Source organism: Streptomyces sp. AK02-01A, assembly GCF_033795305.1.
Lineage (GTDB): Bacteria > Actinomycetota > Actinomycetes > Streptomycetales > Streptomycetaceae > Streptomyces.
Genome location: NZ_JARBAE010000048.1, coordinates 1 through 16,819, shown reverse-complemented (window position 1 = coordinate 16,819; position 16,819 = coordinate 1). Strand labels below are relative to the sequence as shown.

The following is a 16,819-nucleotide window of genomic DNA, read 5'->3' as shown; positions in this document are numbered from 1 at the left end:
GGTACGCAGGGTCCCTGCCCCTCTCCCCCCGTCGGGCAGGGGCCCTGTGCTGTCCGGAGGGTCCGGGCCCCTGGGCGTTCAGTGTGTGCGCAGCCCCTCCATGGTCAAGGTGAGCAGCCGTGCGGCCAGTGGTCCGCTCTCGGACCTGGACGTGGTGGTCTCCTCCGCCGCCCAGGCCACGGAGTTGGCCAGCGTGTAGAGCTCGGCCGCTGTGACGTCCGGCCGGATCTGTCCCGCCTGCTGTGCCCGGTGGAGGAGTTCCGCTCCCGCGGTGAGCACCGCGCCGCAGGACGGGGACAGCGGCGATTCCTCGTCGCGTACCCCGAGGAGCAGCGCGGCCGCCAGCCCCCGGTATCGCGTCGCGTGCAGCGCCACCGACCGGAGCCAGCCCAGCAGCGCGTCGGCGGGAGCGGGGTTGTCGAGCAGCAGGACCGCCTCGCTGTGCAGCGCTTCGAGGCGGTCGTGCAGGACGGCCTGGAGCAGCGCCTGCCGGGTGGGGAAGTGGCGGTAGAGGGTGCCGATGCCCACACCGGCCCGGCGCGCGATCTCTTCCAGCGGCGCGTCGGTGCCGTATTCGGCGAAGGCGTCCCTGGCGGTGGTCAGCAGTCGTTCGCCGTTTCGGCGGGCGTCGGCCCGCTGGGGACGGGACGGGGTGTCCGGTGCGGGGGAAGGGGTCATCGGAACTCTCCTGAGCCGGTTGCGAATCGGAGGCTGCCTCCGTATGCTACTTGACCTGAGGGTTCCTCAGATTACTGCGCAGTGTCCAGCCCCTCCGCCCGCATCGCGCTCCACAGGTTCCGCCTGCGGCGCAGCGCTGCCGCGCTGCCTATGACGTCAGTGGCCGGGCACGCACCCGCGCCGCACTTCCCGCTTCCCCGTCACGTGTTGTTCGTTGGAGGTAATTCGATGTCGACCACCCCGACATCCTCGGTGTTCCCGGCCGCCGGTGGCTCACCCGATGTCAAGCAGCGCACCGGCCTCGTGCTCGCTGTCATCGTCATCTCGCAGCTGATGATCATCCTCGACACCACCGTGGTGACCATCGCCCTGCCTGACATCCAGGAGAGCCTGAACCTCTCCGCCACCAGCGGCTCCTGGCTCATCAACGCCTACACCCTCGCCTTCGGCGGACTCCTGCTCCTCGGCGGCCGGGCCGGCGACATCCTGGGCAGAAGGCAGGTCTTCATCGCGGGCATCGCCATCTTCACCGCCGCCTCACTGCTCGGCGGCTTCGCCCAGAACGCGGGCTGGCTGCTGGCCTGCCGCGCGCTGCAGGGCCTCGGCTCCGCACTGGCCTCGCCCACCGCGCTCGCGCTGATCGCCACCAACTTCGAGGAGGGCCCGCCGCGCAACCGCGCCTTCGGCCTCTACGCCGCGGTCTCCGGCGCCGGCACGGCCATCGGCCTGATCCTGGGCGGCCTGCTCACCGAACTCGTGTCCTGGCGCTGGGTGCTGTTCATCAATGTCCCCATCGGTGTGCTGGTGCTGCTCGGCGCGCTGTCCATCCGTAACTCCGAGCGCGTCGCCGGCCGCTTCGACCTCAGTGGAGCGCTCGCCTCGACGGCGGGTGTCACCGGTCTGGTCTATGGGTTCATCCGCATCTCCGAGGAGGGCTGGAGCGACGGAGTGGCCCTCGGCGTCATCGCGCTGGGTGTGGTGCTCCTCGCGGTCTTCGTCGCCATCGAGCAGAAGGCCCGTCAGCCGATCACACCGCTGCGGCTGTTCGCCAACCGGAACCGCGCCAGCTCGTACCTGATCATGCTGCTGCTGGTGGCCAGCATGCTCGGCATGTGGTTCTTCCTGACGCAGTTCCTCCAGGAGGTCCTCGGCTTCAGCCCGATCAGGGCCGGCATCGCCTTCCTCCCGCTGACCGTCGCGATCCTGGGCTTCACCCAGGCCTCCACCAAGCTGATCGCCCGCTACACCCCCAAGGCGCTGATCGCCACCGGCGCCGCCATCATGCTCGTCGGCATGACCTGGTTCACCCGGATCTCCGCCGACAGCAGCTACCTCTCCGGCGTACTCGGCCCGATGCTGCTGCTCGGCGTCGGACTCGGCCTGCTCTTCGTCCCCGCGACCGCCACGGCCATGTCCGCCGTCGCACCCGAGGACAACGGCGCGGCCTCCGGCCTGGTCAACGTCATGCAGCAGATCGGCGGTTCGCTGGGCCTGGCGATCCTCGTCACCGTCTTCGGTACCGCCACCCGCAACTCCGCCCAGCACATCCCGGCGGGCTCCACCGCGGAGGAGGCGGAGAAGTTCGTGCTCTCCGACGCGATCTCCACGGCCTTCACCGCCGGTGTCATCTTCAGCGCCGCCGTCCTCCTCGTGGCCCTGCTCGCCATCAGCACCAAGAAGCAGCGGGCCGCTCCCGACGAGGTGGCCGGAGCCACCGCCTGATCCACCCGCGACCCTCGTGCGCAAGCCCGGCTTTGGCGTGAGCGAAGGCCGGGCTTAGCCCGCCCCTCCACTGTGGTGCCGACAGCAGATCGGCAGCGACAGGGAGGGGCGGAGCAGCATGTCTGTGCAGCAATCCACCGAACGGGACGGCGAGAAACCGGCCGGACCGGCCCCCGGCAGCCGGCTGCCGTCCCTGACCGGACTGCGATTCGTCGCCGCTGCTCTGGTCTTCCTGCACCACGCCATCTACACCAATGTCTTCGCCGACCCCGATGTGGTGCGCGTATTCCACGATCTGTTCATCAACACCGGACAGATGGGCGTCGCCTTCTTCTTCGTCCTCAGCGGATTCGTCCTGACCGTCGCCGCGCGGCCGGGCGACACCACCCGCCGCTTCCTGCGCCGCCGACTGGTGAAGATCTATCCCAACCACGTCGTCACGTTCCTGCTCGCCGCCGTCCTCATCATCCCGGCGCTGCACTGGACCGAAGTGGTTCCCAATCTGCTGCTCGTGCAGACCTGGTGGCCGCGGTACGAGAACCTCTTCAGCGGCAACCCGCTCAGCTGGTCGCTCGCGTGCGAGGTCTTCTTCTACCTCGCCTTCCCGCTGCTGCTGCGCGGAATCCGGCGGATCCGCCCCGAACGGCTGTGGTGGTGGGCCATCGGCACCATGACCGCCATCGTCGCCGTCACCCTGATCGTGGCCCTCGCGGTACCCGCCACGCCCGCGATGCCCGACGGCCAGCCCGTGGGACTGGTCCAGTTCTGGCTGATCTACACCTTCCCGCCGGTGCGCGCCCTGGACTTCCTCCTGGGCATGCTGCTCGCCCGGATCGTGCTGAGCGGCCGGTGGATCCGGCTCGGTACCCTCCCCGCCGCCGCGCTGGTCCTCGTCGCCTACCTCGCCGGCATGCGACTGCCGTACATCTACGGCCTCAACGCGCTGACCATCGTCCCGCTGGCGCTCCTGGTCGCCGCGGCCGCCACCGCCGACCGTGAAGGCCGCACGGGTCTGATGGGCAGCCGCCCGGCGGTCTGGCTCGGCGAGATCTCCTACGCCTTCTATCTGATGCACGGCATGCTGCTGATCTGGGGCCGACAGCAGCTCGGCACCGACAACGTCTACGGCCTGCCCGCGGGCATCGGACTGCTGCTGCTCGCCCTCGCCGGGACAGTGCTGGCCGCCGCCGCCCTGCACGCGTTCGTCGAGCGCCCCATGATGCGCCGCTTCAGCTCCCCGCGCCGCGCCCCAGCCCCTGCCCCCACCGAGCCCGGCTTTAGGCCGCGCCAAGAAGTCCCTTAGCGCCCGTGAAGGCGCTGCTTAGCCGCGCCGCACAGGGTGGAACCACGCGGATGAACGGCACGCACATCACAAGGAGCTGACATGCCGGAAACGGTGCAGAAGGACGAGGCGGCGGCCCAGGCGCCGAAGGATCTGGAAGAACGGATCCGTCGCTGGAGCGTCTTCCAGCCATGGCTCCAGGAGGATCCCATCCCGTTCTGGAAGGAACTGCGCGAGCACGGGCCGGTCGTACGGTCCGAAGAGTTCGGCGGCTTCTGGATCTTCACCCGTCTTGAGGACATCGAATGGGCCGCCCACCACCCCGATATCTTCTCCAGCAATGAGCCGACCATCCCCTACCGCACGATGTTCCGGCACAAGCGCATCCCGATCGAACTCGACGGCACCGAGCACACCGAATGGCGCCGTACCCTCGACGCCGTCTTCAGCACCTCCCTCGTCGACCACTTCACCCCCCAGATCACCGAGGCCGCCGCCGGTCTGGTCGACGCGATCGTGGCCGAGGGCCGTACCGAGCTGATCGACGAGTACGCCTTCAAACTCCCCGCCGAATCCTTCCTGATCACCTTCGGCGTCGGCCGTGAAAAACTGCCCGAACTGCTCGAACGCCGCGACTGGGTGCAGCGCAACTGGCTCAACGCCACCTCGGACGAGGAGCTGTTCGACGCCGCCGCCCCGTTGCACGACTTCATCCGCGCCTCCGTGGAGCGCCGCCGCGCGGAGGGCACCGCCGGCCGCCAGGACGTCATCAGCCGGCTGCTGGAGTCCACCTACGACGGCCGCACACCCACCGACGACGAACTCGTCAACGCGCTCGTCGACTCCATGATGGCCAGCCTCGACATCACCAACGCCATGCTGGGCCTCGCCTTCCTCCAGCTCGCCGAGCGCCCCGAGCTCCAGGCGCGAGTCGCGGGCGCCACCCCCGACAAACTTCCCGCCATCGTCGGCGAACTCGCCCGCCACGAACCCGTCATGTCCACCGCCCGCGTCCTGACCCAGGACATCGAACGGCACGGCATCACCCTCCACAAGGGCGAGCGGGTCTTCCTCTCCTGGGGCATGGCGGGCCTGGACCCCGAGGTGTTCGAGAACCCCGACGAGATCGACTTCGACCGCCCGCAGGAGCGCGTCCCCTCCTTCGGTATCGGCGCCCACCGATGCCTGGGCGAAAACCTGGCCCGGCGGATCTTCGCCGTCGCGCTGCGCGAATGGCACGCCAGGATCCCCGAGTACCGCGTGACAGAAGGCACCTCGCCCACCCACTTCTACAGCGGGCTGCGCCGTCTCGGCAGCCTCGACATCAGCTTCGGCTGACGGCCCCGACCGGCCCCATGGACCCCCGCCGCGCCGCCCAGAACCGGACCGGACCCGAATCACCGAGGAGTAACCCATGAGCAGCCCTGTCCTGATCGCCGGCGGCGGTCCCACCGGTCTGATGCTCGCCGGTGAGCTGGCGCTGGCCGGCGTGCGGAGCGTGGTGCTGGAGAAGCTGGCCACACCTCCCAAGGAGTCGCGTGGCATGACCCTGCACGCGCGGGCCATCGAGACGCTCCAGCAGCGCGGCCTGTGGGACCGCTTCCCCAAGGAAGACATCCCCGAATGGCACCGCGTCCACTTCTCCCTCTTCTGGCTCGACCTGGACGACCTCGGGGAGCACGAGTACACCCTGCTGCTGCCGCAGTGGCGCACCGAACGCTTCCTGGAGCAGCGCGCCCTCGAACTCGGCGTCGACATCCGCCGCGGCCACGAGGTGCTCGGTTTCGAGCAGGACGCGGACGGCGTCACCGTACGCGTGGCCACCGCCTCCGGCGAAGAGGAACTGCGCGGCAGCTATCTCGTGGGCTGTGACGGCGGCGGCAGCACCGTACGCAAACTGGCCGGCATCGACTTCCCGGCCAGCGGACACACCTACTACGGCGTCGTCGGCGATGTCGAGATCCCCGATGGCGGCAGCGACCATGTCGCCCCCGGCCTCTACCCGGCCGGCACCTTCGGCATCACCGTCACCTCTCCCGGCCAGCACCGTCTGACCGCCATCGAGTTCGACGGCAACCCGCCGCCCAAGGGGACGCCGGTCACCCTCGACGAACTGCGGGGCGCCATCCGACGGGTCATCGGCGACGAACCGAAGATCGACAAGGTGCACTGGCTCTCCCGCTTCGTCAACACCACCCGCCTCGCCGCGCACTACCGCGCCGACCGGGTCTTCCTCGCCGGCGACTCCGCGCATGTGCATTTCCCCGCGACCGGCCAGGGCCTCAACGTGGGCATGCAGGACGCCATGAACCTCGGCTGGAAGCTCGCCGCCGAGATCAACGGCTGGGCCCCGGACGGCCTGCTGGACACCTACCACAGCGAACGGCACCCCGTCGGTCGCGAGGTCTGCATGAACACCCAGGCCCAGATGGCCCTGATGCACCCGCTCGACCGTGTCGGCCCGCTGCGTGAACTCTTCGGCGAGCTGGTCAAGTTCGACGAGGTCAAGCGTTACCTCGTCAATATGGTCACCGGCCTCAGCAGCCGCTACGCCATGGACTACGCCGACCGGCCGGGCGACGGACCCGAGGCCCATCCGCTGCTCGGCCGCCGCGTCCCCGACGCCCCGCTGGAGACCGAGGGCGACGGCCCGGCCACCGTCTCGCGGACACAGCACGCCGGTCGTCCCGTGGTGCTCGACCTCAGCGGCGGCACGGCGGAACTCGGCGACCTCACCGCCTGGTCCGACCGCGTCGAGGTGGTGACCGCCGCCCCCACAGCCAAGATCGACGCAGCGGTCCTGGTCATCCGCCCCGACGGCCATGTCGCCTGGGCAGACCGCACCGGCTCCGACACCGAGGGCCTGCACCTGGCGCTGGCCGCCTGGTTCGGGCCGTCCACGGCCACCAGCGGCCGGTAGCACGTCCTGGCCACACGCCCGAATCACGTCCCCCGTACCACGGAACTTGAAGCGGATGGATGCCCCCATGGCGAACGAGGACAAGCTTCGCGACTATCTGAAGCGCGTCACAGCCGACCTCGCGCAGACCCGTAAGCGCCTGCGCGAGGTCGAGTCGGAACGAGCGGAACCCCTTGCCATCATCGGCATGGCCTGCCGCTACCCCGGGGGCATCGCCTCACCGGAGGATCTCTGGCGCCTGGTGGCATCCGGTGGCGACGCGATCGGTGACTTCCCCGAGGACCGCGGCTGGGATCTGGACCGGCTCTACGACCCGGACCCGGCCCACACCGGCACCTCATACGCCCGGGAAGGCGGCTTCCTCTACAACGCCGCCGACTTCGACCCCGAGTTCTTCGGCCTGAGCCCCCGCGAGGCACTGGCCACCGACCCGCAGCAGCGGCTGCTCCTGGAAGCCTCCTGGGAGGCCGTGGAGCGGGCCGGTATCGACCCGACCACTCTGCGCGGCAGCCGCACCGGCGTGTTCGCCGGCGTGATGTACAACGACTACGCCTCGCGGCTCCACGAGATGCCGCCCGGCCTGGAGGGCTACCTCGGCAACGGCAGCGCCGGAAGTATCGCCTCGGGCCGGGTGGCCTACGTCCTGGGCTTCGAGGGGCCGGCCGTGTCCGTCGACACGGCCTGCTCGTCTTCCCTGGTCGCTCTGCATCTGGCCGGTCAGGCCCTGCGCAACGGCGAGTGCGATCTCGCGCTGGCGGGCGGCGTCACCGTCATGTCCACCCCCTCGACCTTCATCGAGTTCAGCCGCCAGCGCGGCCTCGCTCCCGACGGCCGCTGTAAGCCGTTCGCGGCGGGCGCCGACGGCACGGGCTGGGGTGAGGGCGTCGGCCTGCTGCTGGTCGAGCGTCTCTCGGACGCGCGCCGCCAGGGCCACGAGATCCTTGCCGTGGTCCGTGGCTCGGCCACCAACCAGGACGGCACCAGCAGCCAGCTCACAGCCCCCAACGGCCCTTCCCAGCAGCGGGTGATCCGGCAGGCCCTTTCCGGTGCGGGTTTGTCGGCGGGTGATGTGGACGCGGTGGAGGCGCATGGTACGGGGACGCGGCTGGGTGATCCGATCGAGGCGCAGGCGTTGCTGGCGACATACGGCCAGGAGCGTGCGCCCGAGCGGCCTTTGTGGCTCGGCTCGGTGAAGTCGAACATCGGTCATACGCAGGCTGCGGCGGGTGTGGCGGGGATCATCAAGATGGTGCTGGCGATGCAGCGCGGGATGTTGCCGAGGACGCTGCACGTCGATGAGCCGTCGCCGCATGTGGATTGGTCGGCGGGGGCCGTTGAGCTGTTGACGGAGGCGCGGGAGTGGCCGGAGACGGATCGTCCGCGTCGGGCGGCTGTCTCGTCGTTCGGTATCAGCGGTACCAACGCGCACATCATCCTTGAACAGGCGCCGGTGGTCGAGGTGGTCGACGGTGCCGCTGTCGAGGAGGACCAGGGCCCCGTACCGCTGCTGCTCTCGGCGAAGACCGACGACGCCCTGCGCGCCCAGGCCCGTCGGCTGTCCGCCTTCCTCGGGCAGGACGAGAAGCCGGGCCTGTCCGAGCTGGGACACGCGCTGGCGACCCGGCGTGCCGCCCTCGACGAGCGTGCGCTGATCGTGGCCACATCCGGAGAGGACCTGCGAAGCGGGCTCCGGGCGCTGGCTGAGGGCGAGGCCGCGGCGCACACGGTGCGGGGATCGTCCGGCAGCGGCGCGGGGCGTACCGCCTTCGTGTTTCCCGGCCAGGGCTCGCAGTGGGTCGGCATGGGCGCGGAGCTGTGGGCGGCCTCCCCGGTCTTCGCGGAGTGGATGGAGCGCTGTGAGGCGGCGCTGAGGCCTCACGTGGACTGGTCACTGTCCGAAGTGGTGCGCAGTGGTGGTGCGTTGGATCGGGTGGAGGTGATTCAGCCGGTTTCGTGGGCGGTGATGGTGTCGTTGGCGGAGTTGTGGCGGTCGGTGGGTGTGGTGCCGGATGCGGTGGTGGGGCATTCGCAGGGGGAGATCGCGGCTGCCGCGGTGTCGGGTGCGTTGTCGTTGGAGGATGCCGCGCGGGTGGTGGCGTTGCGTTCGCAGGTGATCGCCCGGGAGCTGGCGGGGCTGGGAGGTATGGCCTCCATCCCGCTGCCGGTCGACACCGTACGCCAACGCCTCGCCGATGAACCTGAGATCAGTGTGGCCGCCGTCAACGGACCGGGGTCGACGGTGGTGGCCGGCGATGCGGCCGCTGTCGACGGTCTGGTGGCCGCATTGCGGGCGGAGGACGTGCGGGCCCGGCGGATTCCGGTGGACTACGCGTCGCACTCCGCTCATGTGGAGCGTATCGAGGCCGAGTTGGCGCAGGTATTGGCCTCGGTCGAGCCACGGGCGCCAAGGGTGCCGTTCCTGTCGTCGGTGACGGGTGAGTGGATCGGTTCGACCGATGTCGACGGCGGTTACTGGTATCGCAATCTGCGTCGGACGGTCGAGTTCGAGACGGCCGTACGGACCCTGGTGGCGGAGGGGTTCGGCACCTTCGTCGAGTCCAGCGCACACCCCGTGCTGTCGATGGGGCTGGAGGAGACCGTCGAGGACACCGGTGGCCGGGCCGTCGTCGTCGGCTCGCTGCGGCGGGACGAAGGTGGCTGGGGACGTTTCCTGACCTCCGTCGGGCAGGCGTGGGCCCGAGGCGTGGCGGTGGACTGGCCGGCCGTGCTGCCGCCGACCGCGGGGCACCGTATCGACCTGCCGACCTACCCCTTCCAACGGCAGAGCTACTGGCTGAACGCCACATCGCAGGCGGGTGATTGGACGACGGCCGGACTGACCGACGCCGATCATCCGATGCTGTCCGCCGCCCTCGAACGCGCCGACAGCGATGGAGTGGTGTTCACCGGCCGGCTGTCGCTCGACACCCACCCTTGGCTCGCCGACCACGAGGTACTCGGCCTCTCTCTCGTCCCCGGATCGCTGTTCCTGGAGCTCGCGCTGCACGCGGGTGAGCGGATCGGCTGCGAGCGTGTCGAGGAACTGACCCTGCACGCGCCGCTCGTTCTTCCCGAGCACGGCGGCGTTCAGCTTCAGGTCACCGTCGGCGAGCCGGACGGCGAGGGCAGACGTCCCCTCGGAGTGCACGCGCGCCCGGAGGGCGGCCGGGCCGATGACGGCGCACAGGAGTGGACCCGCCATGCCGAGGGGCTGCTCGGTCCCGTCGCTCCGATGGCCCAGGACGCCGCCCCGGACGCGGCGCAATGGCCGCCGCGTGCCGCACAGCCGCTGCCCGTCGACGGCTTCTACACGGCGCGGGCAGCCGACGGCTACGGCTACGGACCGGCGTTCCAGGGCCTGCGGGCCGCCTGGCGGCTCGGCGAGGAGATCTACGCCGAGGTGGCACTGCCCGAGGAGGCGACGGACGGTGTCGCAGGCTTCGGCCTCCATCCGGCGCTGCTCCAGACCGCCCTGCACGCCCTTCAGCTCTCGGCCGCCGAGCGCCTCGGGCCGGGGCAGGCCGACGGCCCGGTGGTGCCGTTCATCTGGACGGGGGCGACCCTGCGGGCGTCCGGCGCCACCGCACTCCGGGTCCGGATCGCGCCGACCGCCGAAGCGGACACGGTGTCCCTGGAGGCGTACGACCTCACCGGCGCCCCCGTGGCCTCGCTGGCGTCGCTGACGCTGCGCTCGGTGCCGAGGGAACAGCTCGTACGGCTCGCGCGGAACGGGGCGGACGGCCGGAACGGCGATGCGCTGTTCGACTTGGGCTGGGTGCCGCTGCCCACAACGCGGGCCGTACGGTTCGGGTCCGAGAGCCGGTGGGCGGTGCTGGGCGAGGCCGAGGGGAGCGCGATCGCGCCACAGCTCAAGGCGGACGGGCTGGAAGTGGTGGAGTACGACGCGCTGCACGACATCGGGGACGAGGCGCCGGCGGTCGTACTGCTGCCGCTGGCGAGCCCGGCGGCCTACGGTGACGCCGCGGTGAATGGCGATGACGGTGGTGAAGACCTCGCCGCGCGGACACATACGCTGCTCTTCGAGGTGCTCGACACCCTTCAAGTGTGGCTCGCGGACGAGAAGTTCGAGCGGTCCCGGCTGGTGGTCGTCACCCGGGGCGCGGTGGCGGGAGCGCCGGAGGAGCGGATCACGGATCCGGCCGCCGCGGCGGTGTGGGGGCTGCTGCGCTCGGCGCAGACGGAGAATCCCGACCGCTTCCTCCTCCTCGACGCCGATCCCGAGCACGGCTCCCTCGCCGAAGCCGTCACCGCGGCCCTGCACGCGGGGGAACCCCAACTCGCGGTGCGCTCCGGCCGGATGTACGTGCCGAGGCTGGCCCGGATCACGGCTGAGCCGACCGCCGGAGGCGCGCACTTCGGCACCGGCACGGTCCTGGTGACCGGCGCCATGGGCACCCTCGGTGCCTTGGTGGCCCGGCATCTGGTGACCGAGCACGGTGTACGGCGGCTGCTGCTGACCAGCCGGCGTGGCCCCGCCGCCGAGGGCGCTTCCGAGCTCAGGGCGGAGCTGACCGCTCTGGGAGCGCGCGTGCGTGTGGTGGCCTGTGACATGGCGGAGCGGGAGGCGGTGGCCGCGCTGCTGGCGTCCGTACCGGCCGAGCATCCGCTGACGGCCGTGGTGCACACCGCTGGAGTGCTGGACGACGGCATCGTCGCGGGACTGACCCACGAGCAGATGGCGTCGGTGCTGCGGCCGAAGGTGGCCGCGGCCTGGCATCTGCATGATTTGACACGGGAGTTGGACCTGGCGGCCTTTGTGCTGTTCTCCTCGGCCGCCGGCACCCTTGGCAGCCCGGGGCAGGCCAACTACGCGGCCGCCAATGCCTTCCTCGACGGCCTCGCCCACCACCGACGGGCCACCGGCCTGCGGGCGCTCTCGCTCGGCTGGGGGCTGTGGGCGGACGACAGCGGCATGACCAGTGCCATGGGCAGTGCCGATGTGGCCAGGATGGCCCGCTCCGGCGTGGCGCCGATGGCCGCGGAGGCGGGACTCGCGCTCTTCGACGCGTCCCTGTCGGCAGACCGGGCGTTCCTGCTCGCGGCGCGGATCGACACCGCGGCCCTGCGGGCCGCCGCCGCTTCCGGGCCGACGCCCGCCGTCTTCCGCGGCCTGGTCCGCGCCACCTCCCGCCGGGTCGTACGCGACGTGAGCGGACACCCAGGAACCGCCGGCTCCGCCTGGGCGCGGGGACTCGACGGCCTCGATGTGGCCCAACAGCGCGAAAAGGTACTGGAGTTGGTGCGAGGTGAGGTGGCGGCGGTACTGGGGCACAGCAACCCGCGGAAGGTGGATACCGGCCGGGGGTTCAAGGACCTCGGCTTCACCTCGCTGACCTCCGTGGAGCTGCGCAACCGGCTCGCGGCGGCCTCCGGACTGCGGCTGCCGACGACCCTGGTCTTCGACCATCCCACCCTCGAAGCACTCGCCGAGCGGCTGCGCGGCGAACTCGCCCCCGACGGCCAGGACGCCGACACGTCCCTGCTGGCGGAGATCGAACGACTGGAGCGGGCCCTGCTCGACCGGTCCGCCGCACCCACCGCCCCGGCATCCTCCGGGCCCGACGGCACGGGTGTCGACGACGCCACCCACGAAAAGATCGGCGCCCGGCTGCAGGCCCTGCTGTGGAAGTGGAACGACCTGCTTGTGACACCCGAAGACACCGCCCCGGACGACGACCTGACCGCGGCGACCGACGACGAACTGTTCGACGCCCTCGACGACGAGCTCGGCATCTCCTGAAAAGCAGTCATCTCCTGAAGCAGTCGGACCTGACACAGACCTGGCCACCTTGAAGGGGTTTGCCGCCATGGCTCAATCGGCACAAGAGGAAAAGCTCCGCGACTACCTCAAGCGGGCGACGACGGAACTGAAGCAGGTCAAACGGCGGCTGCGGGACGTCGAGGACAAGGACCAGGAGCCGATCGCCATCGTCGGGATGAGCTGCCGGTTCCCCGGCGGGGTGCGCTCCCCCGAGGACCTGTGGCGATTCATCGCCGCCGACGGCGACGCCATCGGCGACTTTCCCACCGACCGTGGCTGGGACCTGGCCGATCTCTACGACCCCGACCCGGACAAGCCCGGCACCACCTACGCCCGCGCCGGCGGGTTCGTGACCGGCGCGGACCGCTTCGACGCCGACTTCTTCGGCATCAGCCCGCGCGAGGCCGAGGCCATGGACCCGCAGCAGCGGCTGCTCCTGGAGACATCCTGGGAGGCGATCGAGCACGCCGGCATCGACCCGGCCACGCTCAAGGGCAGCCGGGCCGGTGTCTTCGTCGGCACCATCGCCCAGGACTACGCCCGCCGCCCCCAGGAAGTCCCCGACGGCTACGAGGGCTATCTGCTGACCGGCAGCACCACCAGCGTCGCCTCCGGCCGGGTCGCCTACACCTTCGGCCTCGAAGGGCCGGCCGTCACCGTCGACACCGCCTGCTCGTCCTCCCTGGTGGCGCTGCATCTGGCCATCCAGTCGATACGCAACGGCGAATGCGAGCTCGCCCTCGCCGGCGGTGTCACGGTCATCACCGCCCCGGGCATCTTCACGGAGTTCAGCCGCCAGCGAGGGCTCTCCGAGGACGGCCGCTGCCGCTCCTTCGCCGCCGCCGCGGACGGCACCGGATTCGCCGAGGGCGTCGGGCTGCTGCTCGTCGAACGCCTCTCGGACGCCCGGCGCAACGGGCACCCCGTACTCGCCGTCGTCCGTGGCAGCGCCGTCAACCAGGACGGCGCCAGCCACGGCCTGACCGCGCCCAACGGCCCCTCCCAGGAGCGCGTCATCCGGCAGGCGCTGCGGAGCGCGCGGCTGTCGCCGGCGGACGTGGACGCGGTGGAGGCACACGGCACCGGCACCGGCCTCGGCGACCCGATCGAGGCGCAGGCCCTGCTGGCGACCTATGGACAGGGCCGGCCCGAGGACGCGCCCTTGTGGCTCGGCGCCGTCAAGTCCAACATCGGGCACACCCAGGCGGCGGCGGGTGCGGCCGGGGTCATCAAGATGGTGATGGCCCTGCGGCACGGACTGCTGCCCAGGACTCTGCACGTGGACCGGCCGACACCCCATGTCGACTGGTCGTCGGGCGCGGTATCGCTGCTGACCGAGCCGGTGCCCTGGCCGCGGTCCGCGGACCGCCCGCGCCGAGCGGGGGTGTCGTCCTTCGGCATCAGCGGCACCAACGCGCATGTCATCCTCGAACAGGCCCCGGAGGACGCCCCGGAGGACGCCCGGCCGGCCCCTGCCGCGACCGCACCCGCCGCACGTACGCCGCTGCTGCCCTGGGTCCTGTCCGCGAAGACCCCGGCCGCGCTCTCCGGCCAGGCCGGACGTCTCCTGGAGCGGCTGGCCGCCGAGCCCGCCGCGGCCGACAGCGCCGACATCGCGTTCTCCCTGGCCACCTCGCGCACCCGCTTCGACCACCGCGCGGTGGTCCTGGCCGAGGACCGCGACGGATTCGTCCGGGGGCTGGAGGAGCTGCGCGACGGTGCCTCCTCCGCGACCGGGCTCGTCCTGGGCCAGGTCCCCGACGAGACGGGCAGGACGGCCTTCCTCTTCACCGGCCAGGGCAGCCAGCGCCCCGGCATGGGCCGTGAACTCCACGCCGCCTTCCCGGCGTTCGCGGAGTCCTTCGACCAGGTGTGCGCGGCACTCGACCCGCACCTGGAGCGTCCGCTGCGCGAGGTGATCGACACGGAACTGGTGCACCACACCGCGTACACCCAGCCCGCGCTGTTCGCGCTGGAAGTGGCGCTGTACCGGCTGGTGGAGTCCTGGGGCGTGGTGCCCGACCTGATGATCGGCCACTCGATCGGCGAACTGGTCGCGGCCCACCTCGCCGGAGTGCTGACCCTGCCGGACGCCGCCCGGCTCGTCGCCGCACGCGGAAGGCTGATGCAGGCACTGCCGGAGGGCGGCGCCATGACGGCGGTGGAAGCGACCGAGGACGAGGTGCGCGACCGACTCCGCCCCTGGGCCGGGCGGGCTGATGTGGCAGCGGTCAACGGGCCTTCGGCCACGGTCGTCTCAGGTGACGAGGAGGCCGTCCTCGCGGTGGGCGCGGACTTCGCCGCAGCGGGCCGGCGCACGCGCAGGCTCCGCGTCAGCCATGCCTTCCACTCCTCGCACATGGACGCGATGCTGGACGAATTCCGGGCCGTCGCGGCCGAGTTGGCGTACGCCGAGCCTCGCATTCCGGTCATCTCCAACGTCACCGGCAGCCCGGCGCTCCCCGGTGAACTGGGCTCGGCGGACTACTGGGTGCGGCATGTCCGTGACGCGGTGCGCTTCCGCGACGGCGTCGCCGCGCTGCGCGCCGAGGGCGCCACCGCCTTCGTCGAGATCGGCCCCGACGCCGTGCTCACCGCGATGGCGGCCGACTGCCTCGCCGCGCACACTCCGGAGACCGGCGAACACCACCTTGCCCACACCGTCGCCCTCCAGCGCGGCGACCGCCCGCAGCCGGAGACCGTGCTCACCGGCATCGCCCAGGCCTTCGTCCACGGCGTGCATGTCGACTGGCCCGCGCTCCACGCCGGCCGCGCCACCCGGCAGGTGGAACTGCCGACCTACGCCTTCCAGGGTGTGCGGCACTGGATCGACGTCACCGCCCCGGCCGGCGACCTCACCGCGGCGGGTCTGACCTCGGCCGGACATCCGCTGCTCGGCGCCGCGGTGTCCCTGGCCGACGGCGACGGTCTCCTCATCACCGGGCGGCTTTCCCTGCGGACCCATCCCTGGCTCGCCGACCACACCGCCGCCGATATCACCGTCCTGCCCGGCACGGCCTTCGTCGAACTCGGCCTCAGGGCAGCCGATCTGGTGGGCTGCGACGGCATCGAGACGCTCGACATCACCACCCCGCTGCCGCTGCCGGAGCAGGGCGCCGTGGAGATCCAGCTCGCCGTCGGCCCGGCCGACGACTCCGGCCGCCGGACGCTGCGCATCCACTCCCGCGCCCAGGAACCGGCCCCGGCCGCGCCGGAGGACGAGGCCGAGCGGGGCGAGTGGACCCGGCACGCCTCCGGCGTCCTCGCACCGGCCGGCCGCACAACGCCGCCGGAATCGGAGAGCGGCGCCTGGCCGCCGCCGGGAGCCGTACCGGTGCCGGTGGCCGGTGCCTACTACCGGCTGGCGGCGGAGGGGTATGGCTATGGCGCGGCGTTCCAGGGGCTGCGGGCGGTGTGGCGGCGGGGTGAGGTGACGTTCGCGGAGGTGGTGTTGCCGGAGGAGGCCGCCGACGGCGCGGAGGGCTTCGGCATCCATCCGGCGCTGCTGGACGCGTCGCTGCACGCCCTGCTGCTCGACCGTGCCGAGGGCGGCGGCGCCACGGACGACACGCTGCCGCTGCCGTTCTCCTGGACGGGGGTCACACTGCACGCTTCCCGGGCCCGGACCCTGCGGGTGCGCGTCACACCTGTCGCGAACGCCGGGGACGCCGCGAACGCCGCAGCGGTGGTCTCCCTCGCGATCAGCGACCCGGCCGGCACACCCGTCGCCACGGTCGAGGCGCTGCGTCTGCGGGAGGTCCCCACCGACCGGCTCGTCGCCGGTGCCACCGCCCGCCACCGCGACGGGCTGTTCCACCTGGACTGGACCCCGCTCCCGCTGCCCACCGGCACCGCCGCGACCGCCGCGACCGCCCCGGACGCCGTCTGGCCGCGGCTCTCCGAGGCCGCGGACCTCGATGAGGTACCCGACGTGGTGGTGCTGCCCGTGGCGGCGGCCGATGGTGAGGACCTGCCGACGCGGGTGCGGCAGACCCTGACGGGTGTGCTCGGCGCGGTACGGATATGGCTGGACGACCCACGCTTCGAGGAGTCCCGGCTCGTCGTGGTCACGCGAGGCGCGGTCGCGGTGGGACCGGAGGACTCGGCCGCCGAGCTGTCGGCCGCGCCGGTGTGGGGCCTGCTGCGCTCGGCACAGTCCGAGCACCCCGGCCGCATCATCCTCGTGGACGTCGACACCGACGACGACGGCGCGCACACCCTCCTCGCCCGTGCGGTCGCCACGGGCGAACCCCAACTCGCCCTCCGCGCCGGCGCCGTGCACGTACCCCGGCTGGCCCGACTGCCCGAACCGCCCGCCCAGGACATCGCGCTCGACCCGGCGATCGCGGATGTCGGTGATGGCTGGACTTTGGTGACGGGGGCGACTGGGACGCTTGGTGGGCTTGTTGCGCGGCATTTGGTGGTGGAGCGTGGT

General features: G+C 71.5%; 7 protein-coding genes. 6 read left to right on the top strand and 1 reads right to left on the bottom strand.

Annotated elements, in window-relative coordinates:
* Positions 1 to 78 precede the first annotated feature (78 nt).
* A complete protein-coding gene (locus PV679_RS30590; RefSeq protein WP_319683873.1) occupies positions 79 to 678 on the bottom strand; it encodes a TetR/AcrR family transcriptional regulator in 600 nt (199 codons plus the stop codon).
* Between the two features lie 228 nt (positions 679 to 906).
* Between PV679_RS30590 and PV679_RS30585 the strand changes: the two genes are divergently transcribed.
* The 6 genes from PV679_RS30585 to PV679_RS30560 all read left to right on the top strand — a co-directional run.
* The gene (locus PV679_RS30585) at positions 907 to 2,400 is read left to right on the top strand and encodes an MFS transporter (RefSeq protein ID WP_319683872.1); all 1,494 of its coding nucleotides are present in this window, start codon (positions 907 to 909) and stop codon (positions 2,398 to 2,400) included.
* Between the two features lie 118 nt (positions 2,401 to 2,518).
* Positions 2,519 to 3,703, top strand: a complete 1,185-nt coding sequence (locus tag PV679_RS30580; protein ID WP_319683870.1) for an acyltransferase — start codon at positions 2,519 to 2,521, stop codon at positions 3,701 to 3,703.
* Positions 3,704 to 3,784: 81 nt separating this feature from the next.
* Complete coding sequence (locus PV679_RS30575; protein WP_319683869.1) at positions 3,785 to 5,020, top strand: cytochrome P450; 1,236 nt, start codon at positions 3,785 to 3,787, stop codon at positions 5,018 to 5,020.
* Between the two features lie 76 nt (positions 5,021 to 5,096).
* Positions 5,097 to 6,602 (top strand): FAD-dependent monooxygenase, encoded by a 1,506-nt coding sequence (locus tag PV679_RS30570; RefSeq protein ID WP_319683867.1) that lies wholly within the window; start codon positions 5,097 to 5,099, stop codon positions 6,600 to 6,602.
* A gap of 67 nt (positions 6,603 to 6,669) precedes the next feature.
* Positions 6,670 to 12,363 carry a type I polyketide synthase gene (locus PV679_RS30565; RefSeq protein WP_319683866.1) on the top strand — a complete coding sequence of 1,898 codons (5,694 nt, stop codon included), beginning with the start codon at positions 6,670 to 6,672 and terminating at the stop codon, positions 12,361 to 12,363.
* A 67-nt stretch (positions 12,364 to 12,430) separates the two neighbouring features.
* Positions 12,431 to 16,819: type I polyketide synthase (locus PV679_RS30560; RefSeq protein WP_319683865.1), on the top strand; the 4,389-nt coding region annotated here is incomplete at its 3' end.

What these genes read in the sequence shown, in the direction of transcription:
- PV679_RS30585 (WP_319683872.1), top strand. Translation starts at nt 907, where the DNA reads ATGTCGACCACCCCGACATCCTCGGTGTTCCCGGCCGCCGGTGGCTCA.
- PV679_RS30575 (WP_319683869.1), top strand. Translation starts at nt 3,785, where the DNA reads ATGCCGGAAACGGTGCAGAAGGACGAGGCGGCGGCCCAGGCGCCGAAG.
- PV679_RS30570 (WP_319683867.1), top strand. Translation starts at nt 5,097, where the DNA reads ATGAGCAGCCCTGTCCTGATCGCCGGCGGCGGTCCCACCGGTCTGATG.
- PV679_RS30565 (WP_319683866.1), top strand. Translation starts at nt 6,670, where the DNA reads ATGGCGAACGAGGACAAGCTTCGCGACTATCTGAAGCGCGTCACAGCC.
- PV679_RS30580 (WP_319683870.1), top strand. Translation starts at nt 2,519, where the DNA reads ATGTCTGTGCAGCAATCCACCGAACGGGACGGCGAGAAACCGGCCGGA.
- PV679_RS30590 (WP_319683873.1), bottom strand. Translation starts at nt 678, where the DNA reads ATGACCCCTTCCCCCGCACCGGACACCCCGTCCCGTCCCCAGCGGGCC.